The sequence below is a fragment of the Anaeromassilibacillus sp. An200 genome, assembly GCF_002160025.1.
Taxonomy (GTDB): domain Bacteria; phylum Bacillota; class Clostridia; order Oscillospirales; family Acutalibacteraceae; genus Caccousia; species Caccousia stercoris.
The window spans coordinates 45,666-71,181 of record NZ_NFJU01000008.1; the positions used below are offsets into that span (position 1 = coordinate 45,666).

General features: G+C 58.6%; 14 protein-coding genes and 5 tRNA genes. 2 read left to right on the forward strand and 17 right to left on the reverse strand.

What is annotated here, in order from left to right:
* Window positions 1-28: 28 nt before the first annotated feature.
* From B5F35_RS05740 to B5F35_RS05760, 5 genes are all read right to left on the reverse strand, one after another.
* The gene (locus tag B5F35_RS05740) at window positions 29-904 is read right to left on the reverse strand and encodes a polysaccharide deacetylase family protein (RefSeq protein ID WP_162611339.1); all 876 of its coding nucleotides are present in this window, start codon (window positions 902-904) and stop codon (window positions 29-31) included.
* Between the two features lie 61 nt (window positions 905-965).
* Window positions 966-4,082 (reverse strand): J domain-containing protein, encoded by a 3,117-nt coding sequence (locus tag B5F35_RS05745; protein WP_087238940.1) that lies wholly within the window; start codon window positions 4,080-4,082, stop codon window positions 966-968.
* Window positions 4,079-5,836 carry an Hsp70 family protein gene (locus B5F35_RS05750; RefSeq protein WP_162611340.1) on the reverse strand — a complete coding sequence of 586 codons (1,758 nt, stop codon included), beginning with the start codon at window positions 5,834-5,836 and terminating at the stop codon, window positions 4,079-4,081. The genes B5F35_RS05745 and B5F35_RS05750 overlap by 4 nt, the downstream gene beginning before the upstream one ends.
* 313 nt (window positions 5,837-6,149) lie before the next feature.
* Window positions 6,150-7,322 (reverse strand): NAD(P)-dependent malic enzyme, encoded by a 1,173-nt coding sequence (locus tag B5F35_RS05755; protein WP_087238944.1) that lies wholly within the window; start codon window positions 7,320-7,322, stop codon window positions 6,150-6,152.
* A 102-nt stretch (window positions 7,323-7,424) separates the two neighbouring features.
* The gene (locus B5F35_RS05760) at window positions 7,425-8,129 is read right to left on the reverse strand and encodes a 4Fe-4S binding protein (protein ID WP_087238946.1); all 705 of its coding nucleotides are present in this window, start codon (window positions 8,127-8,129) and stop codon (window positions 7,425-7,427) included.
* Window positions 8,130-8,342: 213 nt separating this feature from the next.
* On the opposite strand from B5F35_RS05760, the gene B5F35_RS05770 reads away from it, so the two are divergent.
* Entirely contained in the window at window positions 8,343-8,924 is a 582-nt protein-coding gene (locus tag B5F35_RS05770) for an RNA polymerase sigma factor (RefSeq protein WP_162611341.1), read from the forward strand.
* Window positions 8,921-10,978 carry a PepSY domain-containing protein gene (locus B5F35_RS05775; RefSeq protein WP_087238952.1) on the forward strand — a complete coding sequence of 686 codons (2,058 nt, stop codon included), beginning with the start codon at window positions 8,921-8,923 and terminating at the stop codon, window positions 10,976-10,978. Before B5F35_RS05770 ends, B5F35_RS05775 begins: the two co-directional genes overlap by 4 nt.
* Before the next feature lie 104 nt (window positions 10,979-11,082).
* Here B5F35_RS05775 and B5F35_RS05780 read toward each other — a convergent pair whose 3' ends face one another.
* From B5F35_RS05780 to B5F35_RS05840, 12 genes are all read right to left on the reverse strand, one after another.
* Window positions 11,083-14,607 carry a DUF4132 domain-containing protein gene (locus tag B5F35_RS05780; RefSeq protein ID WP_162611342.1) on the reverse strand — a complete coding sequence of 1,175 codons (3,525 nt, stop codon included), beginning with the start codon at window positions 14,605-14,607 and terminating at the stop codon, window positions 11,083-11,085.
* Entirely contained in the window at window positions 14,604-16,763 is a 2,160-nt protein-coding gene (locus B5F35_RS05785) for a hypothetical protein (RefSeq protein ID WP_087238956.1), read from the reverse strand. Before B5F35_RS05785 ends, B5F35_RS05780 begins: the two co-directional genes overlap by 4 nt.
* 17 nt (window positions 16,764-16,780) lie before the next feature.
* Entirely contained in the window at window positions 16,781-17,887 is a 1,107-nt protein-coding gene (locus B5F35_RS05790) for a VWA domain-containing protein (protein ID WP_087238958.1), read from the reverse strand.
* Window positions 17,884-20,304: a DUF5682 family protein gene (locus tag B5F35_RS05795; protein WP_140401155.1), complete on the reverse strand. Its 2,421-nt coding sequence runs from the start codon at window positions 20,302-20,304 to the stop codon at window positions 17,884-17,886. Before B5F35_RS05795 ends, B5F35_RS05790 begins: the two co-directional genes overlap by 4 nt.
* Complete coding sequence (locus tag B5F35_RS05800; RefSeq protein ID WP_087238962.1) at window positions 20,265-21,383, reverse strand: ATP-binding protein; 1,119 nt, start codon at window positions 21,381-21,383, stop codon at window positions 20,265-20,267. Before B5F35_RS05800 ends, B5F35_RS05795 begins: the two co-directional genes overlap by 40 nt.
* A gap of 151 nt (window positions 21,384-21,534) precedes the next feature.
* Complete coding sequence (locus B5F35_RS05805) at window positions 21,535-22,173, reverse strand: DJ-1/PfpI family protein (RefSeq protein ID WP_087238964.1); 639 nt, start codon at window positions 22,171-22,173, stop codon at window positions 21,535-21,537.
* A gap of 263 nt (window positions 22,174-22,436) precedes the next feature.
* Window positions 22,437-22,512, reverse strand: a tRNA-Lys gene (locus B5F35_RS05815).
* Window positions 22,513-22,591: 79 nt separating this feature from the next.
* Window positions 22,592-22,667: transfer RNA gene (locus tag B5F35_RS05820), tRNA-Gln, on the reverse strand.
* Window positions 22,668-22,720: 53 nt separating this feature from the next.
* A tRNA-His gene (locus B5F35_RS05825) sits at window positions 22,721-22,797 on the reverse strand.
* A gap of 89 nt (window positions 22,798-22,886) precedes the next feature.
* Window positions 22,887-22,963: transfer RNA gene (locus B5F35_RS05830), tRNA-Arg, on the reverse strand.
* A gap of 34 nt (window positions 22,964-22,997) precedes the next feature.
* Window positions 22,998-23,071, reverse strand: a tRNA-Gly gene (locus B5F35_RS05835).
* Between the two features lie 120 nt (window positions 23,072-23,191).
* Window positions 23,192-25,489, reverse strand: coding sequence for an ATP-dependent Clp protease ATP-binding subunit (locus B5F35_RS05840; protein ID WP_087239064.1), 2,298 nt, complete (start codon window positions 25,487-25,489; stop codon window positions 23,192-23,194).
* Window positions 25,490-25,516: the final 27 nt, after the last annotated feature.

The window sequence follows — 25,516 nt, forward strand, 5'->3', positions numbered from 1 at the left end:
CTCCTCCCGGTTGGATTCGGGAGCCCGCCTATTCGGGCAGGAAGGAGAAAAACTCCTCGCTGGAACAATCCGGCGGACGAAGCTGCCGGCCGATCCCAAACAGAGACTGCGGCTCCCGTGTAATCCAGCTTATGCGGCTGTCACACGTCATGGTGCATCGGAAGCCAAGATTTTTCACGATCTCCTCCTCTCCCTCGCCGATCGCCCCGAAAGGATAGACAAAGCAGTCTGCCGCTTTTCCGAGATGCAGACGCATTTTTTCCTGCATCTGTCCGAGATCGGAAGTAAGCAAAGCCGTATAGGCTTCGTCCGATTCGCCGGACTTGCGGCTGCTGCCGATCCGTTCGCCCTTTCCTTCATGCAGACTGTAGGTATGGTTCTGGAATTCCACCAGGCCGCTGCCGCACATTTCCTGGATCCGCGTCCACGTCAGATGCGTATAGGGCGCGCGCTCCTCCCCCGACTCGCTGTATGCGTCCGACCAGCAGCCGATGGGCGAAATGATGATCTTCATATCGTATTTTTGCGCGAGTGGATAAGCGTAAACGTAATTGTTATAGTAGCCGTCGTCAAAGGTGAGCAGAATCGGCTTTTCCGGCAGCTCCGCCTTCCCGTCCACATAGGCCAGCAGGTCGGCAATGTGGACAGGCGTATAGCCCTTTTCTTTTAGATAAAGAAGATCGCTCTCAAACAAAGCGGGATCGATCACATAAGTCCCCTGAAGCGCGGGATCCCGCAGAAGGCCATGATACATGACGGCGGGAAGCGGGATCCCCTGTGAGGGCGCGGCGGAAGCCGGGCGCACCGCAAAGGCGGAGCGGATCAGCACTCCGGCAGCGCATCCAAGCGCCAACGCCGCGGCGGCAGCAAGAATCCAGCCTTTCACACGCAGTGAAGCAAACATCTCCATCCCCCCCTGCCCTATGCTTATGCGGCAGAGGGGCGGATATGCGTATCTCACAGCTTTACCGCAGCGCGCCAAGTTTTTCCAGCTTGGAAAGCAGTCTTTTCACGTCCGGAAGGCTCATCAGGAAAAGATCCATAAAATCCCGTATCCTGGTAAGCTCCCAGCGCATGCGCTCCTTTGCGCTCCAGCTGAGCTCCTTTTCTATCGCCAGATATTCCGTGCGGCCTTCTCGCGTGACGGAAAGCGCATACTGCTTTTCATCCCCGTCGCCTTCACTCTCCAGCAGCAGACGCACTTCTCCCTCCGGCAGATTCCAGGCCATGCCGAAACGGCGGACACGTCCCAAAAAGAAACCGACCAGATTTGTGTAAACCACGCTCCGGTTTTGTGCGGACACAGGCTCCTCCCGCAGGGCTCCATCCTTTTCTTCCAGAAGCAGCACATCCGGCTGCTTTTCGATCTGGAATTTTCCCGTGAGGGAAAGCGTGCCGCGACTCGGCGGAAAATCACCGACGGTCCGGCGATCAAACCAGTACCGCTGGGCGGAGGAATACAAATACACCTTCTGCGACCATTCAAAGATGGACAGCATCTTTAACCGTTGTTCCTTTGGGGTAGGCTGTGAAAGTTTGGAAAGAATTCCCGGCAGCACCGCGTATATGTTTTCCATATTTTTATGCACAGCATAAAAGGGTAGCTTTCCCAAAAAGAAGGGCACATACTGCACCAGCTCGGAATCCACGGTCTGATAGGCCTTCGGATCCGAGAGATAGGTACATGTCATCTGCTTGACATCATCAAAAATAAAACAGGCATACTGATCTGCATCGCGCATCAAAACCAGCGAATAGCCTTCCTTCGGCCATTCAAATTCCAGACGGGTCAGCTTCCCCTCGCAAAAATCCTGTATCTGATCGCACGCCAGCTTTTCGTTCACTTCCGGTTCGCCATAGACGCGCTCCAAACCACTGTCAGGCTGGGCATGCACGATGGGGATTTGCTGAAAGCTCAGTTCTTCCGGCTCCTTCTCCTCACAAAGCCCGTCCAGTACGCTTTCCGCGAAACCGGCAGCCTGATCGGCGGTCACATCGTCCCACACGCCATCCGGAAGCACCTGCATTCCCTCGTCCGTCATCTCCGCCGCATACATCCGCCCATTGGAATACCACAGGCAGGCATACGCACGGTTCGGCCGCTCCCGCCAGAAAATCAGGGGGCGCAGAAGCATCAGGCCGCTTTCGCCCTGCTCCGTTTGGATTTCTCCCAGGCAGCAGACGAAGGAAGCCAAACATCCCGCCACATCCTGCATACACTCCTGCGGAAGCGGGAGCCCCTGCAACCGGTGGAAAATCTCCTCCTGTACCGTTTCCAGCTCCTCCTGATGCGCCATAGCGACCGGCAGCATCAGGAAAAAATCTCCATCGTCCTCCATCTCTTTGAGCACCTCAAAGGGGAACAGCGGCCCGGCGGCCGGCCGGCCGTTACAGAAATACTCCACACAGAAGCGGCGGAATACCACATCCATTTCCAAAGGCTCGACTGTTTCGCCGTCGGAGGAACGGCGCTCATAAACATAAGACAACGAGAACGGTTCCCGGATACGCGCGCCGGACAGATTGTAGCCGCCCAGCTTCCGGGCCCAGTCGCGGGAAGGCCAGAAGCTTTCCCACAGGACATCCTCCAGCGACAGACTCCCATCCGGCAGCCGGGCTCCCCAAAAGGCACGAAACAGAAAATACCGCAGAAACGGGCGGTCTCCCACCCAGCAGCTTTCCAGGGAAGGCTCTGTGCGATCATCCTCCTCCCGCTCGCTCTGCTTTCTGTGATCGTTCAGAAATTCCTCTGCTTTCCGGCGGATCTCGTCCCGCAGCGGAATCTGATCGTCCTCACAGCAGGCCAGCAGATGCTCAAAAAAGATCGGGTGCTCATTTTCAAAGAACCAGGAATACAGCACATACCGATCACAGAAGGCACGGTTCCGCAGGGCGCGGTGCAGATCCTCGCGGGCGAACAGTTCATTCGCCAGAGCGCGCAGCTTTTCCGGATGCCTGCCGTCGTCCGCGCTGCTCCGTTTGGCAAATGCAAGAACCGCGCTCTGCACATCGGAAAAATCCTCCTGCTCCATTTCCTGGAGATGGGGAAGCGCGATCTCCCGCAGGCGGCCATAGAGAATTTGGGCCCTTCCCATCGTCGCGCTTTCCAGGAGAAGCGTATTCCAGAGCGTTTCATATGCGCTTGCGGGCAGGCTGTTGGCCGAGAAGAAATATTCCAGCAGCCGCAGGGAAAGGAGATTGCGCTCCGTCTCGGACCGCTTGGAGCATCTCTCTTTGATGTAGGAAATGGTATAGCGCTGCACGATCTCCTTCATGCTTTGGTTGCACGACTCGTCCCACGCTCTTTTGTTCGCCAGCCCGTCAAGGTAAAAATAATCCTCGAAGCCTGCCTGCAAAGCGTCGTCGTTCCCCCGCAGGCCACGCGAGAGAGGGCCGAGTTTGGCGATCGCCAGGACATGCTCGATCCCCTGGAATCCCGCGCCGGAGGCCAGCTCAAACTCCACACGATCCTCATACGGTACGGCGCGGTAGCGATAGACGATCGCCAGCACCGTCTGGATCTCGCGGTTCGGGGGAAACGCTTCCGCCTGCTCCTCCACAAACGCGCGCACCGCCCGCAGAAACGCCTCATTTTTCACCACGGAGAGAAATTCCGGTGAGGAAACATATTTGTCCCAAGCCGCGCGATCCCTGCGGCGTGGGGAAACATACAGCTCCCGGAAAGCGGCAAGGGCAGGAAAATCCGGGGGCAGCTCCTCCTGCGCGATTTTCTCCTCCTGTAAGACAAAGGCGGGGCGCTGAGGTTCTGCGGCAGGGGACGGTTCTTCCGGCTTTTCTATGAGCGGCTCCGGTACGGATGTTTTCTCCGGATGAGATTGTGGTTCCCGATGCAAAACTGGCTGTTCCGCTTTCTCCGGCGGCGGCGAAGGCTCTTCCCTTCCGGCGGACGGCCTTGCCTGCCCGCGCGCCAGCGCCATGGCTTCACGGTATGCGTCCCGCACCCGCAGGAATTCCTCCTCGTGCTCCTCCGGATGATACCGCTCCGCCAGCACGGCATAGGCATGGCGGATTGCGGCAACATCCGAATGTTCCGGTATTTCAAGAATCTCCCAGCAGCTCATTCGTCATCCTCCTCATCCCAGTCCTCGTCTTCGTCCTCCGGCCCCCAGCCGCCCAGCATCCAGTCCGCTTGCAGAAAGGCTTCCAGACGATCCAAACGCTCCTGCATCTCATCCCGTTCCCGTGCAAGCAGCGCCTGGCGGCCTGAACGGATGATCGCCTGATACCGCTGGATCAGAAACGCCGCCTCCCTGCGCGCCGGGCCTGTCAATTCCGCGAACAACCGCTCCGCGCGGGCCAGAAGATAGCGGTCGCGATCGTGCGCGCCGCTCTCAATCGACAGCTCCTCAAACGAGGCGATGATCCGCTCGCGCTCCTGCTCCGACAGATCCAGTTTCGGATTCACGATCACCCGCCTGCGTACGTCGCCGCCGCTGCCACGCGCCGTGACTTCCAGAATCCCGTTGATATCATAGGCAAACGTGACCTCCACCCACTGGCTGCCCGCCCGATCTGGCGGCACCTGTACCAAAATCTCGCCCAGCCTGAGATTGTCCGACGCGTAATACTGTTCGCCCTGATACACCTCCACCCGGATTTGCTTCTGATCCTCGTACAGCGTGCGGAACACCTCGGAGCGCCGGGCGGGCAGCATGCTGCTGCGTGGGATCAGGAACACCATGTGCGGATTCCTGTCCTGCTGGTCAACGCACGAGGCGACCCCGAGCGAAAACGGGCACACATCCGTCATGACCACATCCCGCAGCCCCTCGGCGCGCTGCTTGATCCCCGCGCAAAGTCCGGCTCCCTGCGCTACGATATGGTCAGGATTTCCTACCAGGGAGGGCGCGCCGGAAAGCAGCTCCGTCAAATATTCCTGAAAGACCGCCATACGCGACGATCCGCCGACAAGTACCACGCCGTCCAGCTCTCCGGCGCTCATGCCGCTGTCGCGGACGGCGCGGGCGATCACCGTTCCTGCCCGTGCGAACAGCGGATCGCAGAGCGTGCGGAGCGTTTTCCGATCCAATCTCGCACCCCAGCTCTGCTCGCCCTCCCGGAGCACCATGGGCAGCGCCATGTCCGTCTGGGACAGATGCAGCTTTGCGGCCTCCGCCAGGGAGAACAGGCGCGCCCGGCAGTCCGGGGAGAGGGAATCGAGAGCGATCCCGTTTTCACGGCAGAAATAGTCCACAATCGCCTGATCCACATCGTTCCCGCCCAAGTGATTGTCTCCCGCCACCGCCACAATCTCGATGATGTTTTCAAAGCAGTCTACCACGCTCACATCGAGCGTCCCGCCGCCGAAATCCACCAGCAAAAGCCTGCAATCCTCCCGGCCGGTGGCGTGGCTGTAGCAGAGCGCGGCAGCCGAAGGCTCGTTGATCAGCCGTTTGACGGGCAGCCCGGCCAGCTCCGCCGCCAGCTTGGTGGCGCATCGCTGGTTGTCGTTGAAGTAAGCCGGAACGCTGATGATCGCTTCCTCAATCTCTTCTCCCAGAAAGCGTCTGGCGTCATCCGCCAGCTTTTTGAGCACCAGAGCGGACAGCTCATGCGGGAGGAAGGAGCGGCCGCCGAGAGAGTACGTCTTTTCCGTTCCCATCCAAGTCTTAAACGAAGCAGCCGTGCGATCGGGATGCGAAATCAAGCGTTCTTTTGCCGCCGCTCCAACCAGAATCGTCCCGTCCTCCAGCACACTGACACAGCTGGGAGTCATCAGGCTCCCAAGCTCATTTTCGATCAACTCCGCCTTTCCGTCCCGGTAAACGCAGGCCAGCGAGTTTGTGGTTCCCAAATCAATGCCTATCACCGCCATGGTGTTTCCCTCTTTTCCGCTGTTTTCAAGCTGAGCCGCCATTCTGCGGCAATTGATTTTATTGTAGCACGGAACAAAACGCACTGCAATGAGAGGCTGGAACGCAAAAAAGAGCGGGAACCGTGTGAAACGGCTCCCGCTCCAGGAATGGATTTGTGCTGGAAATTGTCTTGGTGCACGACATCCGGAAAAAATCGCTGCGCTCTTTTTCCTGGCTTTTCTTGGCTGCGCATACTTTTCTCAGGGGGCTTTGCCCCCTGAAACCCCTACAAGCCTTTTGAAAAAGGCTTGTGCGAAAACTTCATGTTTTAGCTTAAATGCGGGCCACGCCGGATTCCCTCGCCGCCTGCGCGACAGCGGCGGCGACAGCCGCGGAAACCTTGCGGTCAAGTGCGCTCGGCAGAAGGTTGGTCACGGAAAGCTCACCTTCCGGAATGTAGGACGCGATCGCCTGCGCGGCAGCTACCAGCATCTGGTTGTTGATATCGCTTGCGCGCACGTCGAGCGCCCCGCGGAAAATACCGGGGAACGCCAGCACATTGTTGATCTGGTTCGGATAATCGCTGCGGCCCGTGCCCACGACAGCCGCACCCGCATCCAGCGCTTCCTGCGGGAGGATCTCGGGAACCGGATTTGCCATCGCAAACACCATCGCCTTCGGCGCCATGGAACGCACCATGTCCTGCGTCACAATGCCCGGCGCGGAAACGCCGACGAACAGATCGGCTCCGGCCATCGCGTCGGCCAGCGTTCCGGCGACGCGGCGGGGATTCGTGCGTTTGGCCATCGCGGCGTGCGCCTCGCTGAGCGACGGATCGCCCTCCACAAGAATGCCGCTGCGGTCGCACAGGATCAGCTCGCCCACACCGAGCGCGAGCAGGAAGTCCGCGATCGCCGTTCCGGCCGCACCCACACCGTTGACCACACCGCGCACCTCGGACGGCTTGCGGCCCGTCAGGCGGCAGGCGTTGAGGAAAGCGGCAGCCACCACGACGGCGGTGCCGTGCTGATCGTCGTGGAACACCGGGATGTCGCACGCTTCCTTCAAACGGCGCTCAATCTCAAAGCAGCGCGGCGCGGCGATATCCTCCAGATTGATTCCGCCGAAGCTTCCGGCAATCAGGCTCACCGTGCGCACAATTTCGTCCACATCCTTCGAGCGCACGCAGATCGGGATCGCGTCCACGTCCGCAAAGGACTTGAACAGCGCGCATTTGCCCTCCATCACCGGCATGCCTGCTTCGGGGCCGATATCGCCCAGACCGAGTACGGCGGTGCCGTCCGTCACCACGGCCACGGTATTCCCACGCCGCGTGAGGGTGAAGCTTTTCTCCGGGTGCTTCTGGATCTCCAGACAGGGCGCGGCGACGCCCGGGGTATAGGCCAGCGAGAGATCGTCGCGCGTTTGCAGCGGAGCACGGCAGACCATTTCCACTTTGCCCTGCCACTGCTCGTGCAGCCGCAGGGATTCTTTCATATAATCCATCTGTATTTCCCTCTTCCGTTCGGATTCGACAGACATTGCCTGTACCGTCCTATTATAGATCAGAATCCACCTTCGGAAAAGAGCCGATGAGGAATTTTTGCCTTACAGCTCCTCAAGAATCTCTCCCTGCACGGAGATCGTCGTCACATGCCAGGGAAGCTGCTTGCCGCACTGTGCCAGCGCACGCTGCACCGCCGCAGTGATGCCGCCGCAGCAGGGAACCTCCATGCGCACCACGGAGACGCTGCGGATATTATTGTTTTTGAGGATTTCCGTGAGCTTTTCACTGTAATCCACGCTGTCCAGCTTCGGGCAGCCCACGAGAACCACGTGGCCCCGCACGAATTTCTGGTGGAAGGAGGCAAACGCATATGCTGTACAATCTGCGGCGATCAGCAGCTTCGCCCCGTCAAAATACGGAGCCTTCACCGGGACAAGCTTGATCTGCACGGGCCACTGGCGAAGCTCACTCGCGGCGGGCGTTTGCGCTGTGTGCGGTACGGCGGGCGGGGGCGTCAGCGCACGGGACCGGCTTCCGGGGCATCCGCACGGCAGGGGCGCCTGCTTCTTCTCCTGTTTTGCGGCCTCCACTGCGGCAGCGTCATAAGCGGCAGCCTCACGTTCCTCAAAGGTGATGGCGCCCGTCGGGCAGGCGGGCAGGCAATCCCCCAGGCCGTCGCAGTAGTCCTCCCGCAGCAGCACGGCTTTTCCGTCACGCATCCCAATCGCTCCTTCATGACAAGCTTCGGCACAAGCGCCGCACCCATTGCATTTTTCCGCATTAATGTGTATAATTTTCCTTAACATGGTTTTTTCCGCCTTTCCGGTTCCTCGAACTTTTCTCCGGGATCCGCCGGATTTCCGGCTTTTCCCTCTGTACGCCTTTTATCATACAGCAGCGAGGACGGTTTGTCTGTTGTTTTAACAACACAAAGCAAAAAAATATTTTTTGAAAAGGTGAAACCTCTGCAATAAAACGGGCTTTCCATGCAATTTATAAACGACAGGAGAAAAACGGAAATGTTTATGACAGTAAGCGATTCCACCGCGAAACGCGGTTCAGCCTGGAATGAACAGCATACCGAACAGCTGATTGTCTCGATCGCCGGCGGAGACACCTCAGCCCTGGAGGAGCTGTATCACCTCACACAGGCCCCGCTCTATGCGTATCTGCTTTCCCTGTTAAAGAACAGTGCCGATGCCGGAGACGCCCTGCAGGACACCTATCTCGACGTCTTTACCACGGCGGCGCGCTACCAGCCTCAGGGTCATTCTCGTGCTTGGCTCTACGCCATCGCCAAAAACAAAGCAATGATGACATTCCGGCGAAAAAAAATCCGGGGTGAGGTGCCTGAAGAGGAGTCCGGACCCGAACCGTGGGAGGATCCTCATCTGGGCCGGGAGGAACGCATGGTGCTCTCTGCCGCGCTGAACATTCTCAGCGAGGAGGAGCGGCAGATCGTCACCCTTCACGCCGTTTCAGGCTTTCGCTTCCGTGAAGTTGCTTCGTTTCTGGAGCTTCCGATCAACACTGTTCTTTCCAAATATCACCGCGCCATGAAACGGCTGCGCAGACAGCTTTCAGAGGAGGAGGGCGTATGAACAACAAAGAAATCAAACGGTTGCTCAATCGCGCCGCACAAAGCGCCGCGCCGGATATTCTCGACTCTGTCCTCTCTGCCTGTGAGCAACAGAAAGGAAGGAATCTTGTGATGACGAACGCACCAGTCAGCGAATCTCCCCGCAAGCGCAGAGGGATCCGCGGCCTTGCCATCGGGCTGGCCGTTCTCTGCCTCGTCCTCGTCGGAGGAATCGGAGGCTTCTTCGGATACCAGAATTACTATGCCGTCGATTCCATCGTCGCGTTTGACGTCAACCCCAGCATCCAGCTCGAAGTGAACAAGGAGGAAAAAGTCCTCTCCGCCGAACCCCTGAATGCTGACGCTTCGAAAATCCTGTTTGACATGGATCTCAAGGGAACGGATCTGAACGTTGCGACGAACGCCATCATCGGATCCATGCTCCGCAACGGTTATCTGAGCGATATTGCCAACTCGATCCTGATCACCGTGGAAAACGGCGACGATGAAAAAGCTGCCGCCCTCCAGGAACAGCTGGTCAGCGAGATCAACCAGATCCTGGGATCGAACAACATCGAAGGCTCCATTCTGAGCCAGACGCTTTCCACCAACAACAGCGACTTGCAGCAGAAGGCCGCCACCTACAACATCTCCACCGGCAAGGCTTCTCTCATCGAAGAAATCCTCGACACCAATTCGCAGTATACTTTTGAGCAGCTCTCTTCCCTCTCCATCCAGGAGCTGAACATCCTGGCCTCCGCCAAAGAAGTGACCGGTGTTTCCAGCAGCGGCGCGGTCAGCACCAAGGGGTATATCAGCGAGACGGATGCCCGCGACACAGCTCTCTCCGACGCCGGCGTACAGGCTTCCTCTGTGACCGTGCAGAAGCTTTTGCTGGACTGGGATGACGGCCGTGTGGTGTACGATGTCGAATTTTACGACCGTGAAAAAACGTATGAATATGAGATCGACGCAACCTCCGGCGAAATCCTGACCCGCAAAACCGAGGTCAGCCCGCTGGCTTCCGGCGATGTGATTGGCCTGGAAGCGGCGCAGAGCGCGGCGGTCAGCGATGCGGGCGTGAGTTCCCCCACCTTCACCAAGGGAACACTGGACCGGGACAATGGACGCAGCATCTATGAAATTGAATTCATCAGCGGCAATACAAAGTATGAATATGATATTGACGCTCTTTCCGGCTCCGTGCTTTCCAGAAAGATTGAGAACGTCTCCACCTCCACAGGCAGTGGGGTGAGCGGTGTGATCGGCGAGGACGCCGCCCGCCAGACCGCGCTCTCCGACGCAGGTCTCTCCGCTTCTGATGTCACCTTCGGTAAGGTGCAGCTTGATAATGACGATGGACGCTGGCAGTACGAGATTGAGTTCTACACCTCCTCCGGAAAGTATGAATACGATATCGACGCGCAAAGCGGTTCTATTCTTTCCAAGGAGAGCGAGGCAACCCATACGGTGACACCTCCGTCCAGCCCGACGTCATCCGCGGCTTCGGCAGAAACTACCCCCGCTCCGTCCCAGACAACGCCGCCTTCCACATCCTCGCAGACAGCATCCACCGCTCCGTCCACCTCCAGCACTCCATCCACCACGACAACGCCGAACACCAATCCCACGCTGATCAGCGAGCAGGCAGCCAAGGACGCGGCGGCAAGCGATGCCGGACTCTCTTCCTCCTCTGTCACCTTCACCCAGGTGCAGCTTGAGAAAGACGACGGACGCTGGGAGTACGAGATCGACTTCTACGCAAACAACACAGAATATGACTACACCATCGACGCCTCCACAGGCTCCATTCTCAAACGCGAAAGCGAGCAGAAGCCTTCCTATACAAACGGTGGGACGGCAGGCGGGGGAGCCTCCTCCACCATTTCCATTGACCAGGCAAAGTCCTTGGTGCAGGCCAAGGCTCCCAACGCTACTCTGGTGGAAATTTCCTACGACTATGATGATGGAATTCCCACATATGAGGGCGAAATGCGGGAAGGCCGCACGGAATACGAATTTGAAATTGACGCGAGAAACGGCAATTTCCTGAAATGGGAAACGGATTACGACTGATTTTTTCTTCCGCTTTTACCGACCTCTTCACAAATAAAAGCCCGAAGCCCTTCCGAGCCTAAATGGCTGGGAAGGGTTTCGGGCTTTTTCAAGCCAATCTGCGCCTACCGGTTCTTTTTCCAGTCCATATCCCGCTCCTCGCTGGAAGCGGAGGCCTTTTGCAGCTGATACACGATTTCACTGAAATAACGCGGATCCACTTCGTCCAACAGGAAAATATTCTCTCCGGTCGGCTCGTCATAGACATAGCTGCCCCGCGCCACTGTCCCGGCCCGGTAAAAAACGGCGTCGTACAGCGTCACTGTCTCCGAGGGATCGCCCACAAAGCTGCCGGAAAACGACAGGTCAACCCCGATCTCTCCGTCCTCGCGGTAAAAATCATAGAAGCCTCCCGCATCCTGCACAGACCCACGATACCATCCCATTCCCATGAGTTTTCCCATGAGCGAAAGGCAGGACAGCATCAGGCCGCCGAAGCGTTCCAGCGACTTATGCCCTATTTCCGCTTCCATCACACGGAAGATGGGACGGCTCAGCTGTTCGATGGACTGCTCCACCTCGTAATCCTCCAGCTGCTGCTTCCAGCCCTCCAGCTCCTCCGGAGAAAGCTCAATCGGATGCACAAGGCCGATGCGGCCTTCTCCGGGCAGCGTATATTCCTCTTCCTCGCGGGTATTGAAGCTGCCGTCCTCCATATACCGGAAGGTTTCCTTCAGCTTATTCCCTTCATACACGCCCCAGATCAGGCTGATGGCAAACTGGTGCATGATGGGATTTTTGACAAACAGCTTCTCCCAGTTGTCCGCGCTCCACTGGCGGTTCACGGAAAGTGCCAGCTCCAAGCGAAGCTTCTGCGCGTCCACGGTGGTTTTCAGCTGCTTTTTGAGCGCTTTGAATGCGGCAAACGCTTCCTCCGCTTTGGCCAGATCGTCATTCTTGCCGGGAGACGGCATCGTTTTCAGCCGCTTATCACCACAGGTCACTTCCATCTCCAGAGACGGGGACAGAGACACGGTAAAGCTGCGGGTTCCATAGTCGAAGGTGCGGCTCAGATCCGATCCGAAGCCGAGATCGGGGACAATACGATCCGCCAGCTCCTCCTGGGAAATGCCCAGTTTCTTCGCGGCCTCCTGCATGGCCTGGCCCGCCGCCGCCTTCACCTGCCGGAACTTGAATTTCCGGGAGATGCTGTCCACCGTGAGCAGAGCCTCCGGCACGGGGCTCATGACAAGGGCATGAACGGCCTCGCAGGCGATGGCCCCTCTGGCGTTCTGCGGCCACTCGGCCACCTGCCGCTTGATCATCGCCACAGCCTCACCGCCGCCATAGAGCGAAGCGAAGGTGAGCACCCATTTCTGCTTGGACTGCGCGCCCTGCTGAATCCAGCGGTCCAGCACCTCGCAGGCAAACACCGCCAGATCACCTGGGTGCAGCTCGTTGACCAAGAGGGCGCAGGCCTGCACCGGATCGTGCTCCCAGCTCTCTGAACAGCAGATCAGAAGGGCTTGCAGCAGGCTTTCCTCCGCCTGCGTGCCGTCTTTGCGGCGCACGGGAAGGAAGGGGCTGGAAAAGAGCCACTGTATTTTCCGGGTCTTACCGCCCTTGAGCATCGCGGCGGCCTGCTCCTCCGGAGTGGCCGGAGCTGCGCCGGCGCCTTTCTCCTCCACCACGCCCAGAAGGCCCTGGCACTGGATCGCGAGCTTCTGGCTCTTCTCCTTTGCCAGCATGGCGGTAAGCTCCTTGGCAAACGGCTCCGCTCCCCATTCGCCGATCACCTCCAGCGCCATCTCGCGCTCTGCCGCCTTCTTGGACAGCAAGAGGGCTTTCACGCCGTCCTCCCAGTCGCGATGCTTCCCATATATCGCGCGCAAAAGCTTGCGCACCTGCTTCGAGGTTTCGCCCGCGCAGGCCAGCAGATCCTCCCGATACTCCTGCGGGAAAGCGGCCATGGCATTCACCGCCGCGCTCCGGCCAAAAACGGAGCCCTCACGCGCAATCCGGGGCAGCTCCGCGGCAAATGTGTCGTGGTGGGCAATCAGATAGTTCTCCGTCCCCTGCATGCAATCGAGCCGTTTAATTTCATCATACAGGCTCTCCACAGCTATCTCCAGCGCTTCAACCGCCTGAGGCATCGAAAGACCGGTGTGCAGCGCCCGCGTCAGGAACTCGCCAGCGCTCTTCACCATATCCCCTCCGTTCAGCCAGCTTTTCATGGCGATATGAAAATGTCCAAACAGGCAGACCGCCAGGCAGCGATCGGCAAACTCGTCCTCATAGCTGGACAGATAGGAGCACAGCACCGGGCTGTTAAACCAGATATTTCCACTCGAGGAACGGGTTTTCAGGAAATCCTCCATGCTCTGCTGCCCGGACAGAAAGCGTTTCACCAGGCTTTTCTCCGAGGGGTCCGCGAAAGCGTTAAGCAAAGAGTCCGTCACGCGGCTGTGAAGCGACTGCACGGACTCTTCCATCGCCACTTTGACCAGCCCGGGAACAGCCTCGCGGAACAGGTTGAGAGTCTGCACCTCCCCCGCCAGCAGCTGCTGCGTTACGGTATCCTGTACGCCTTTCGGATCGCGCGCTTTCAGCCTGCGGAGCAGATCAACATACAGGGCGTGCTGCTCCTCCTGGGAAAGATACCGCGTGTGCAGAAAGTTCATCATTCCTCTTTGCGAAAAAAGCTTTTTCACAGATATCCGTCCGGCCAGCCAGGGCAGCGCCTCCTTTGCCTCCTCCGGTGCGGCGGATTGCAGGCAGGTGCGGAACGTCTGCGCGGGATTGCATTGCAGGCACAGCGTGAGAAACATTTCCGCGGCCGGCAGACGGCCCAGCAGAAGGAAGCAGCAGGGCAGCTCCTGTGATGAGTAATCCAGGGCGCGCGCCACCCCGTTTGCGTGGGAAAAGGCGGAAATCACCTTTTCCGAAAGAATTTGGGGACCATCCCCCCGCAGATATCGTTCCAGATCGGAGAGCTGGCCCGGCGTGCAGGCAATTTTTCCCGCCTCGCGCAGCGTCATGTTCAGCATATCAATGAAAATAGACCTCATCTGCCCGGCGTGCGGCCCCTCCGGCGCATAGCGCAGATACAAAGCCCCCAGAACAGGGCTCCCCTTCACGTTTCTCCGAAGCCACAGGCTTTGCGCTTCCATCAGGAGTTCCGGTTCCTCGCACGCAATCCGTTCCAGCTCGTCCAGGGCAACCCAGTGGTATTCCGGGCCGGTGAAATGTGCCAGAACCGCCGCCCGGGCCGCCGGGGCGATCAGCTCATCCAACGTTACGCCGCAGCAAAGCTTTGTTTCCCAGGAAGCGTCACCGTAAAACTGTCTGCCGACCAGATAACTAAGCAGATACGCCATCTGATCGCCTGCCAGAGCCCAAAACGCTTTCAGCAGCCTCTGGAAAAGCCTCGGATCCTCCTTCCCCCACACAGCGGCGAGTGGGTACATCTCGCTTTGAAGGGAGAGGGGATTTGCCAGCGGCTTTATGTTTTCCAGCAGCTCAGGGCGCTCCGGCTGTTCCAGGTCGAGATACTCGATCAGGGATTCCCGCGCGCGATCTGCCAGCTTCAGGACGTCCGCCGCCCGCTCTGCCAGAACGTATTCCTTCGGGGATGTAGTTTCCATTCTCATGACGTTTCCTCCATTTCCTTGTTCCATTTTTCCTCCGCCGCATCGAGGGTCATTTTTTTTTGGCACAGAAACACATATTGTGCCGCGCGGCTCAACGTCTCCGCCAGCGGAAGCGGATCCGTGCAGAATTGATGCCGCTGGTTTTGCAGCAGCTCATACAGCTGTGTACACAATTTTGATCCGGTATGCAGGCCGGTAGCTTCACACCGCTTTGCAATCTCTGTCAAACGCGCCGCATTCTCCGGCGGAAAGCTGGCTGCGCCGCTTTGCAGCAGATCACACAGGGCGGCAAGCAGTTCCCCAAGAAGCCCCCGCAGATTCCGGGCAGCAGCTGCCTGCTCCCCTTTTGGAAAACCGCCGCGCGTCAGCCGGAACAGACGCAGGGGCGCATGCCCCGGATCGGGCCGGGCGGCGCAAAGTCTTTTCTCGGGCTTAGGACGTGTGGGCCTCTTTCCCCACACCTGGTAAATCTCAATCGGGTAGAGCTTCAAATCCTCCCCATCAAGATAGCAGATCCCCAGAAACGCGGGACGGCCCCGTTTCCGCTTCCATTTCTCCGCAAAGCGTTCCAGCGCGTCCACAACGCCCTTTTCCTCCTTCCGGTACCGCACCTCCACCAGAAGTCTGCGGCCCAGCCGATCGCGCAGAGGAAGGCGGAAAATCTGGCCCGCGCGGTCAAATTCCGGCACGCCGCAGGAGCGAGGCAGAAGCAGAGCCACACGGTCCGCTTCCGGCCCGTCCGGCAGGTGCGGGCGCAGATCGCCAAACAGCCGGGAAAAGTCGATGTACTGCCGTTCCCGGGGAAGGGCGTTCCATGGCTTCAGGGAATCCAGCGCCACGGCACGGCTCTGCTCCGATGAGGAAAGCCGTCTGCCGCGCGTCGCACGTCCCCCGCGCAGCTCAATCTCCATCCCATACAAAAGGGAAATCGGTCCTTCCAGCTGCCACGGGGCCGCCTGATACGAACTGGAAGTTTCACGGCGAGACGTGTCGTATATCGTGGGGCGTGCCGCCGACCAGGTATAAAAACGCTGCTCCCGCGTTTCCCAGAAATAGTACACCCGCCCCATATAGCCGCTGCCGGTGTGAAATTCGCGCTCACCCAGAAGCGTCAGACGCAAAGGAGGGCAAGACAGATAGTCTTCCCGAAAGCTTCCTGCCTGAGCGGCCAGCTCCTCCTTTGGCGCATGGCACAGATATGCCGAACGATTCACAGTGTCCGCCAGCAGGGAGAGCAGAGCTTCGTCCCGGTAAGCGGCACTGCGGGCAAAATAGCGTCCATACATCGCGGCGGCAGCGCGCAGACCACGCTCCATCTCCGGCAGGCGGACACTGTGCGCCAAGGCCGCCAACCGCTCCATCGTCTCACAAACGGAGGATGGCAGGCGGGAAACGCCTGTCAGAAGCTGAGCGGCCACCGCCGCGCCGACGGCTTCCGCCACGCTGCGCATCCCCTCCGGATCCCAGCCGTCCCCTTCCCCCTGCGGCAAAATATCCGCGAGCGTCCGTTTTCCTTTGGCAAGCTGATAGATCAGGATCGCCTGCGCTTTATGAGGACACAGCTCACGGCTGTGGCAGGTACAGGAGGAGTGCTCCGGGGGAATCAGCAGCCGGACAACGGCAGATTCCCAGGGCAGCTGCACGGTAACAACGGAGGTTTCCTCCACAGAAGGCGTCCCTTCCTCCGCCAGCCGGGCGGCAAAACGGACGAAACGGCTGCTTCCTATCGCACGGCGGAGCGTCTCGATCGGATAATCCAGCAGCGGTGTAAAATCCGGGGACGGCGCATCCGTCTCCTGCTCCGCAGCAGCAGCGCGGGCCGGGGCGTCCGCTTCCTGTTTTTCGCCGCTCCGTGCATCATCCTGTGATTCTGTCTCCGCTAATTGAGCCTTGGCCCAGAGAATGGCGCTCACGAGGTGGCGGCAGATGCCGCGGGCGGGACAGGTGCACTCGCTGTTCCCTAAGGGGGCGCGCAGCACACAGGTCTCCGCGCCAAGTTCCACCCGCAGCTCCTCCCCCTGCACCGACAGGACGGGAGAAAGCGTCTGCAAATCCTTCTTTCCCCGGTTCAGCGTCCCCTTGTTGCTCAGCCCAACCAGATAATCGTCGTCCGCTTCCAAAAGAGCTTTTCGCAGGGGCGCGGAAAGCGATTCCATACACACAGCCTCCTTCCTCACTGCATGACGTGTCCCATAAAATCCCCCAGCTGCTCCGGCGTGAGCGCGCCCACAAAGGCTCCCATCTCCGCGAGCGTTCGGGCGGCTACCCGGTTGCAGACAGGATTCGCACCACTGTCCAGCGCTGTGAGGGCGATCAGCTTCGCACCGCTTTCCAGAATCGACGCACAGACGCTGTACAGCGTGGAGAATGCGCCCCCCTCGCACAGATCCGATACCAGAATCACCATGGTGCGGTGGGGATTGACGATCAGGCTCTCACAGTAACCCAGCGCTCCGGCGATGTTGGTTCCTCCCCCAAGCTGCACACTCATGAGCACCTCCACCGGATCCCCGGCATACCCGCTCAGATCGACCACCTGGGTATCGAAAATCACCAGCTTGGTGTCAAGCATGGGCATGCGGGAGAAAATGCCTGCCATCACGGCACTGTGAATCACAGAATCGACCATGGAGCCGCTCTCGTCCACGGCCAGGATCACGCGCCACTCGTTGTATTTGCGAACCCGCCCGCTGAAATAGACTCGTTCCAGCATCAGCCGCCTGTTTTCCCGGTCGTAATGGCGCAAATTGCGCCGGATGGTCTTTTTCATATCGAGATTCCGCATGGAGCGAAGGGGCGAGGGGGTGTTCCGATCGATCTTTCCCAGAGCGGAACGGCGAAAATCACGCTCCATCTTTTTCGTCAGATCATCAGCCACCTTCTTCACAATCCGGCGTACCGCGTCCAGCACGTTATCGCTCATCATGTGGCGCAGGCTCAGCAGGGTGCCGAGCAGCGCCTGGTTCGGTTCCAGCTTTTCGAGCACCTCCCGGTCGGTGAGAAGCCCGGCCAGACGGTAGCGATCCAGCGCGTGGCGCTCCATCACCTCCACCGCCTGACGCGGAAAAAGGCGGCGCACCTTATTCAGCCAGAGCGGCACCGTCAGACAGCTTTCCTCCAGACCTCCCTGCTCCTGCCTTTCGTCCTCGCTGCGCTCCCGCTGGTAGAGGAAGTCCAGCACCTGATCCTTTTCGCCGTCCTCCGGCAGAAGGGGAATCGTGTCTTCCGCGTTCTTTCCGAGCACCAACCTCCACCGGTTGAGCACCGATCCCTCGCTCATGCTTCCTCCTCCCTTCCCAGCCGGGCCGCGGCCCATTCGTCGATCTGTTCGCCCCGGGCATACTGCGCCGCCGTCACCATCGAACCGGTGAGCAGCGCGGCAGGCTGCTTTCCGTGAAGGGCGGCTGCCTGCTTGGCGATGCGCTGCGTCTCATTCGGTGTGAAATAGCGGAAGGCCAGACGCAGCTCCGGCAGCAAGGAGCTGAAATCCTCCTGTTCCAGGCAGGCAAAGAGATCGTCGAGCATCGTGATAAAATCCCCGCCGAGAAGCACCAGATCCCGCGATGTGGAAAACAGGCCGCGCAAAAAGACGGCGGAACAGAGCATTTTATCCCGCGTGCCGCGCAGATACCCAGCGCTGACGCGCAGAATTTCCTCCTTCCACTCCGGCTGCGCCCCGTACAGAAGTCCCAGCGCTGCGCCATGCAGACCGGGATTGATATCCGGCGCTTCCGTCAGCAGGCGCAGAGCCTCCAATAGAAGCGGACGTCTCCCGGCAAACGGCTCCCCTGCGCTGAGCCGGTACAGCAGAGCGCAGATTCGGATGCAGTCGTCCAGCCGGTCCTCTTTTACCGAAGCCACGGAGGGAAGCAGCTGCGCCAATTTCCAGAAGCAGACGTCCAGCAGGCGGGGCAGCCAATCCCCCTCTCGCTGCCGGTACAGCTCCTGCATTTCCCACAGCGTGTGCAAATGAGAGCAGGCCTTCGCCAGAGAGAAAAAGTCCCCGTCCGACGCCAGCAAGGTTTCCATTTTCTCCGCCGGGCTGAACCCGGACGCATGCGGCGCGCTGGAATTGCCACCGTCAGACTCCTCGCCAATGCCCATCAGAAAGCGCTGCACCAGCAGCGCGGCCCCCTCTCCCGCAGATGAAGCCGCCGCCATCCGCTGCCGAAGCTCCGTGCGACAGGCTTCCTCCATCGTGGAGCCGGAAACGGAATGATCCACAAGCGCCGCCGCGACCTGGCCGCTCCACTTATATTCCCAGGTTTCCCGGATCAGGTTCCGGTCCTTTCCATGCAGCAGATCCGGCCCCTTGACGCGCTGCGCGAAGCCGCAGTCCAGAAAAACGGTCTGATGGAAAAAGCGGCTGGCTTCCCGATGGCGCGGCGAGGAAAAGAGATTCCACACCACCTGGTGGGACGCGGCTCCCTCGAGCCGGATCCGGAATTTCCGGCACAGCGCGTCAAAATCCTGCACCAGCGGCGGAACCAGCTCCTGACGGCACAGTTTCCCCAGCTGATCCCCTGTCAGGAAGCGGCGCAACGCCCGCAGCGGCATTGCGTCCCGCGTGGCCTCTCCCTTGACAAAGCAGCTGAGCACCGCGTCCTGAAGCTCATACAGACCCGGCTGCTCCTTGCCGCGCAGCTGGGCCAGCCCGCGAGCCATCTCCACAGCACAGATTTCATCCGAGGCCGCGAGGGAGAAGCCTTCCCGGCGCATAGCCCGTCCCACGGACACCAGGACATCCAGGTTGGCTTTTTCATAAGGAAGCTCCGGCTCCTTCGATTGGATCACACGCCAAACCGCGTCGTAATAGCCGGGGCACGGCATCCCGCTCTCATAGCCGCGGAGCGCGTCGGCGGCTTCCATCGAATAGCGGATCGGGTACACGCTCTGATCCTTCTGCGGCAGCGAACGCGAAAATTCCCAAAACTCCGGGTGCAGCAGCCCCCAGGTGTGGAAGCCGCCTGTCACCACCAAAACCCTGCCATACGTTTCCCTGGCTTCGGCAATCCGGCGGGCCATATGAGCCTCCCGAGCCAGGCACCCTTCCCGTACAAGCTGCTCCGTGGGCGTCTCCCTGCGGACAGACAGGCAATAAGTATGCAGCTGGGCCACAAAATCCTCCGTGCTCAAAGAAAGCCCGCGGATCTCAAAATACTTCTCCCAAAACTCCTCAAAGCTCCGCAGACCGGTTTTTTCACACAGCAGGGAAACAAAACGGCTGCGGCTGATGAAGGAATCGTCATTATAGGCATGGCGCTCCGCCCGGCTGCGCAGGCCGCGTCCCTCCTCCGTGGCGAGAAGAATCTCCCCATAAGGCAGGTCGATGAAGCGGCAGGGGATTCCCCGCTCGGCGGCTTCCCGCAGAGCGATGTATTCCGGAGAGCAGGCAAGAAAGGGATAGTAGCATTTGTAGCTCTCCTTTTCCTCGCTGAGCACCCCTTCCTTGTCGCGGAAAGCATAATACAGCGCCAGGGGAGGACGGCTTTCCGGATCCGCCAGCACGGGGAGAAGCGGATTGGCGTTCTCCGGCCCCTCCACCAGAATACAGTCCGGGCGGTACCGCTCCACAGCCAGGCGCAGATGGTACGCACAGGCGGGGCTGTGGTGGCGCACCGGGACATACAAGCAAGGCGCCGAATAGTCAAAGGGGATTATCTCAGCTGCCTGCGCGCCTCGTAGTAGCTCTTCCACAGTCCGCCCTCCCGCTCCGATTTGTCCCGCACTACGGTGGAGAAATAGCTTTTGAGCTTTTCCAGATCCTCGCGGGACTCCTTGAGCACCGCGCCGGTGAGATTCTGCACCATGCACCCCATGTCCATTTTTCCGTTCCCGTAATACCAGGCGGACATCATCGTTTGATAATAGACGGACACCGCCTCCGCCGTGCTCATCACACTGCCGGGGGAATCAACGCGCTGCCCCGTGGAGGAAACGCCCTCCCGAAGCTCATGGAAGGTAGCGGCAAGCAGCGCCGCTGCCTCCTCGTCCGGCTCCATGCGGAGCCCCGCCTCGCTTGCCAAACCGCGCACCTCGTTTAGAATAATCTCCTTTTCCAGCTTCACATCGCGCACAGGCTGGACCGTCTCGAAATTAAACCGCCGCTTGAGCGCGCTGCTCATCTCGTTCACGCCCTTATCCCTTGTATTCGCCGTTCCGATGACATTGAAGCCAGGCCGGGCGAACAGCAGCCCCTCGTCCCCCAGCTCGGGAACGTTCATCACCTTATCGCTCATCACGCTGATCAGGCTGTCCTGGATCTCCGCCGGGGTACGCGTGATCTCCTCAAACCGCGTCAGGATCCCCTTTTCCATGCCGGTATACAAAGGTGCGGGCACAAGCGCCTGCCGTGTGGGGCCGTTGGCCAGCAGCAGCGCGTAATTCCAGCTGTATTTGATCATATCTTCCGTCGTGCCGGCGGTCCCCTGCACCGTGTTGGTGCTCACCCCGCTGATGGCGGCAGACAGAAGCTCCGAGAGCATCGTTTTGGCTGTGCCGGGATCTCCCACCAGCATCAGGCCGCGGTTTCCCGCCAGGGTAATGATGCACCGTTCCACAAGCGCATCGTTGCCGAGGTATTTTTTGTTCACGCGAACCTCCCGGCCTTCCCATTCCAGCGGTTCCCGCCTGCCTAAAATGAAATCGCGCACCGCCCGGGGGCTCAGCTTCCAGCCCTGCGGCTTTTTATTTTCCGTGTCGGCCGCCGCCAGCGCTGCCAGCTCCTCCCGGTAACGCTCCTCCGCCTGCGGGCGGATTTTTGTATTTTCCTGCATTCCTGCCACCCCATTTTCCTGCAATTTCTCTCATTATAATATAAAATAAGGGGCAAATCCAGTTTCTTGCAAAACAAAACCCGTGAAGGCCGTGCAAGCCGCACAAACCCTCACGGGTCAGTATCTTTCAGACTTTCGCTGCCGTTTTTAGCTATTGCAGCGGGTATTCTTTCAGTTCCTCCAAAAATTCCTGATAGTCCTCCTCGGACCAATAAAACGTCAAATCTTCTTCTGTATATTCCGCCGGGTTATCCCGCATAAACGCATGTCCAACATCGTAACCAAATCTTTTCAGAACCACTTCTGCAAATTCCCGGAAGAACATTCCGATTCCCGTAATGACAGTACCGTCCTCCACGACTGGCTTATGCACAAAGTTTTCTGTCTGAATAAAAGGAAACACATCGGCCAGCTGCATAAAATACCCTGCCGTGAACTTCTTTCCGTCCAAAACACCTGCTTTCGACAAGAGAGCCGGTGCGGAGGAAATCGCCGCAAACACAACAGCTGTATTGGCTCCATTCCTCAAAAAATCAATCAATTTTTCATCAAACAAAGCGGGGAGCGGATTGACGGTCCCTGGCAAAATAACACAATCATAATCCATTATATTTACTTCGGAAACGGTTTTCGCCGGCAAAACCCGCAAACCTTCCTCACTTCGGTATTCTTTGTGCTCACTGGCGATAAAATCAATTGTTTCACCAAACCAAACCGTCAAAGCAGATGTCAGACAGGTAATCTCTTGCAGCGAAAAATCAGGATACAGCATCACAGCAAATTTTCTCACGTCATTCCCTCCCGGCCAATTCAGAATATGTTATCTGCTTTGATAAGCCCAGTTTAACAGATTCTTTCCTATCCTTCAATGGAGATAAACAGAAAATCAGATCCTCCGGGTTCAAATCCCCGATAGAAAATATGCAAAGAACGGGAGAAAGCCTTTTGGCTTTCTCCCGTTCTTTCATAGTATCATTTACTGCCAGCGCGAACGCGGGCAACAGGGAACAAAAATAGAAAGAGTCCGGGCGCAAAATGCGTCCAGACTCAGTCTGGTGAACCATCGGGGATTCGAACCCCGGACACCCTGATTAAAAGTCAGGTGCTCTACCGACTGAGCTAATGATTCATACCATATTAATCTATATCCAAAAAGCATCGCATTATGCGGCTTTTTGCAGACGGCTCCGCCCGATAAGGGGCGGCAATGGCTGGGCTGGCGCGATTTGAACGCGCGGAATGACGGAGTCAAAGTCCGTTGCCTTACCCCTTGGCTACAGCCCAATGATAAAAGGGCCGCAAGACAGCGTTGCTGTCTTGCGCCACATATTTTTATATGGGGTGGAAGATGGGACTCGAACCCACGATCTCCAGAGCCACAATCTGGCGCTTTAACCAACTAAGCTACATCCACCATGGAGAAAACTGAGTCCGGTACGAAAGCCGGACGCTGCGGAGAAACGCCCTTACAGCGTATTCTCCGGCATGCGTTGACCCAGTCTGTGGCGCGCCAAAAGGGACTCGAACCCCTGGCCTACTGCTTAGAAGGCAGTTGCTCTATCCAGCTGAGCTATTGGCGCATGCTTGACCCTTTTTCAGATGAAAAAGGGGATATGGAGCGGGTGATGGGAATCGAACCCACACGACCAGCTTGGAAGGCTGGGATTCTACCATTGAACTACACCCGCATTTTGCGACGGCTATTATTATATCATATCACTTTTATCCTGTCAATAAAAAAAGGACGATTTTTTCTACAAAATCGTCCTTTTCCAAACAAAAAGAATTTTTGAGCAAACACCGCATCCTTACGGCAGGACACGCAGTACAATTTCTTCTTCCGCTGTGATCAGAATCCCGGCAGGCGGGGCGTCGCACTGCTCGATCAAAAGCTCTGCCAGCCGATCTTCCACCTTCCGGCGGATCAGATTGCGCAGATCGCGGGCGCCGCTTCGTCCGCCAACCGCATGATCCGCAAGCCAGCCGGTAGCTTTGTCGTCATAGATCAGGTTGATGGACTTCTCCTTGAGCGCTGTGGCATATTCATCCAGCATCAGCGCGGCAATCTTGCGGAAATCCTGCGCGTCAAGCGAGCGGAAAATCACGATCTCATCCACACGAGCGAGGAATTCAGGCCGCAGGAAATCCGAGAGCGCCTTCATGGCCCGGTCACGGGAAACATCGGCTTCCGCCTTCGCAAAGCCCAGCGCACTCTCGCGGCGCTCGCTTCCCGCGTTGGAGGTCATGACGACGATGGTGTTTTCAAAATTCACATTGCGGCCGTGTGCGTCTGTCACATGACCCTCATCCAGAATTTGCAGCAGGATATTAAGCACATCCGGATGCGCCTTCTCGATCTCGTCAAACAGCAAAACGGAATACGGGCGGCGGCGCACTTTTTCCGTCACCTGCCCGGCCTCATCATAGCCGACATAGCCCGGAGGCGAACCGATGATGCGCGAAACCGAATGTTTCTCCATAAACTCCGACATATCCAGACGGATCAGCGTTTCCGGTGTGTCAAACAGCTCCTGACTGAGCACCTTCACCAGCTCCGTTTTCCCGACGCCGGTGGGGCCGACAAAAATAAACGAGGCCGGACGGCGGCGCGGGCTGATCTGCACACGGCTGCGCCGGACGGCAGCCGCCACAGCGGCCACTGCCTCCTCCTGCCCGATGATATGACGGTTCAGCTCGTCCTCAAAATGGCTCAGCTTTTTCAGCTCGTTTTCCTGAATCCGGGAAGCCGGAATACCCGTCCAAAGCTCGATGACCTTGGCCAGATCCTCTGTCTCCACCTGTGCGCCGAGCGCGGCAGGGGCGAGCTCCTTCTCCTTCTGCTCCAGCTGCACCATTTTGGTGCGAAGCTCCGCCAGGTGCTCATAATCCGGCTCTGTCCCCTCCGCTGTCAGCTCCTCTTCCTGGGAGCGCAGGGATTCCAGCTCCGCTGCAGCGGCATCATAATCGGCCATCTGCTTGTTGCGCAGAGCAGCATGGGCGCAGCTTTCATCCAGAAGGTCAATGGCCTTATCCGGCAGGAAACGGTCCGTGATATACCGCTCCGAGAGAGAGACCGCGCTGCGGACAATGGCGTCCGGCACACGCACGCGGTGGAAGTTTTCGTAATAGGAACGAATCCCCATCAGAATATCGGTCGTCTCCCCAAGCGTCGGCTCCGCCACGGTGACGGGCTGGAAACGGCGCTCCAAAGCAGCGTCCTTTTCAATATACTTGCGGTACTCCACAAAGGTAGTCGCGCCAATCACCTGGATCTCGCCGCGCGACAGGGCGGGCTTGAGAATGTTGGCGGCGTTCATGGAACCCTCTGCATCGCCTGTGCCGACGAGATTATGCACCTCGTCAATGAACAGGATGATATTGCCCTCGGCCTTCACCTCGTCGACCAGCCCTTTGATACGGCTTTCAAACTGGCCTCTGAACTGCGTACCGGCCACAAGCGCCGTCAAATCCAGCAGATGGATTTCCTTTTTCCGCAGGCGGGCAGGCACCTCTCCGGCGGCAATGCGCAGCGCAAGACCTTCCGCGATGGCTGTCTTGCCGACGCCCGGCTCACCGATCAGGCAGGGGTTATTCTTCGTGCGGCGGCTGAGGATCTGCACCACACGGCTGATTTCCCGGTCGCGCCCGATGATCGCGTCAATTTCCCCCGCGGCAGCCTTGGCCGTTAGGTTTGTGCAGTAAGCATTGAGATGGCGGCGCTTGGTGCGCTGCTTCTCCTTTTTCCCCTTCTGACCGTTTTCCTGCTGGCCTGCCTCAGTCTTACCGTTCTCCTGAGAAGGCTGTTTTCCCATGCCGGGGAAAATGCTCTGCAGGAAGGTCGGGAAGGTGGCGGCGCCGCCGGGGGTGAAAGCGCTGGTCTCTTCCCCCTCGTCATCCGTGCCGTCGGGGTTCATCAGCTGGCCAAGCTCCGACTCCATGGAGTCGAGCTGTTCTTCGTTCAGGCCCATTTTATCCAACAGATCGTTGACAGGCTTGATTCCCAACTCCTTGGCGCAGGTCAGGCAAAGCCCCTGCGGATCCCCGGAACCGGTGCTGGGAGAAATAAAAACAACCGCCGGCCTTTTATGGCATCTGGAACATAGCATCATGAATCGTCCTCTTTTCCGCGCGTG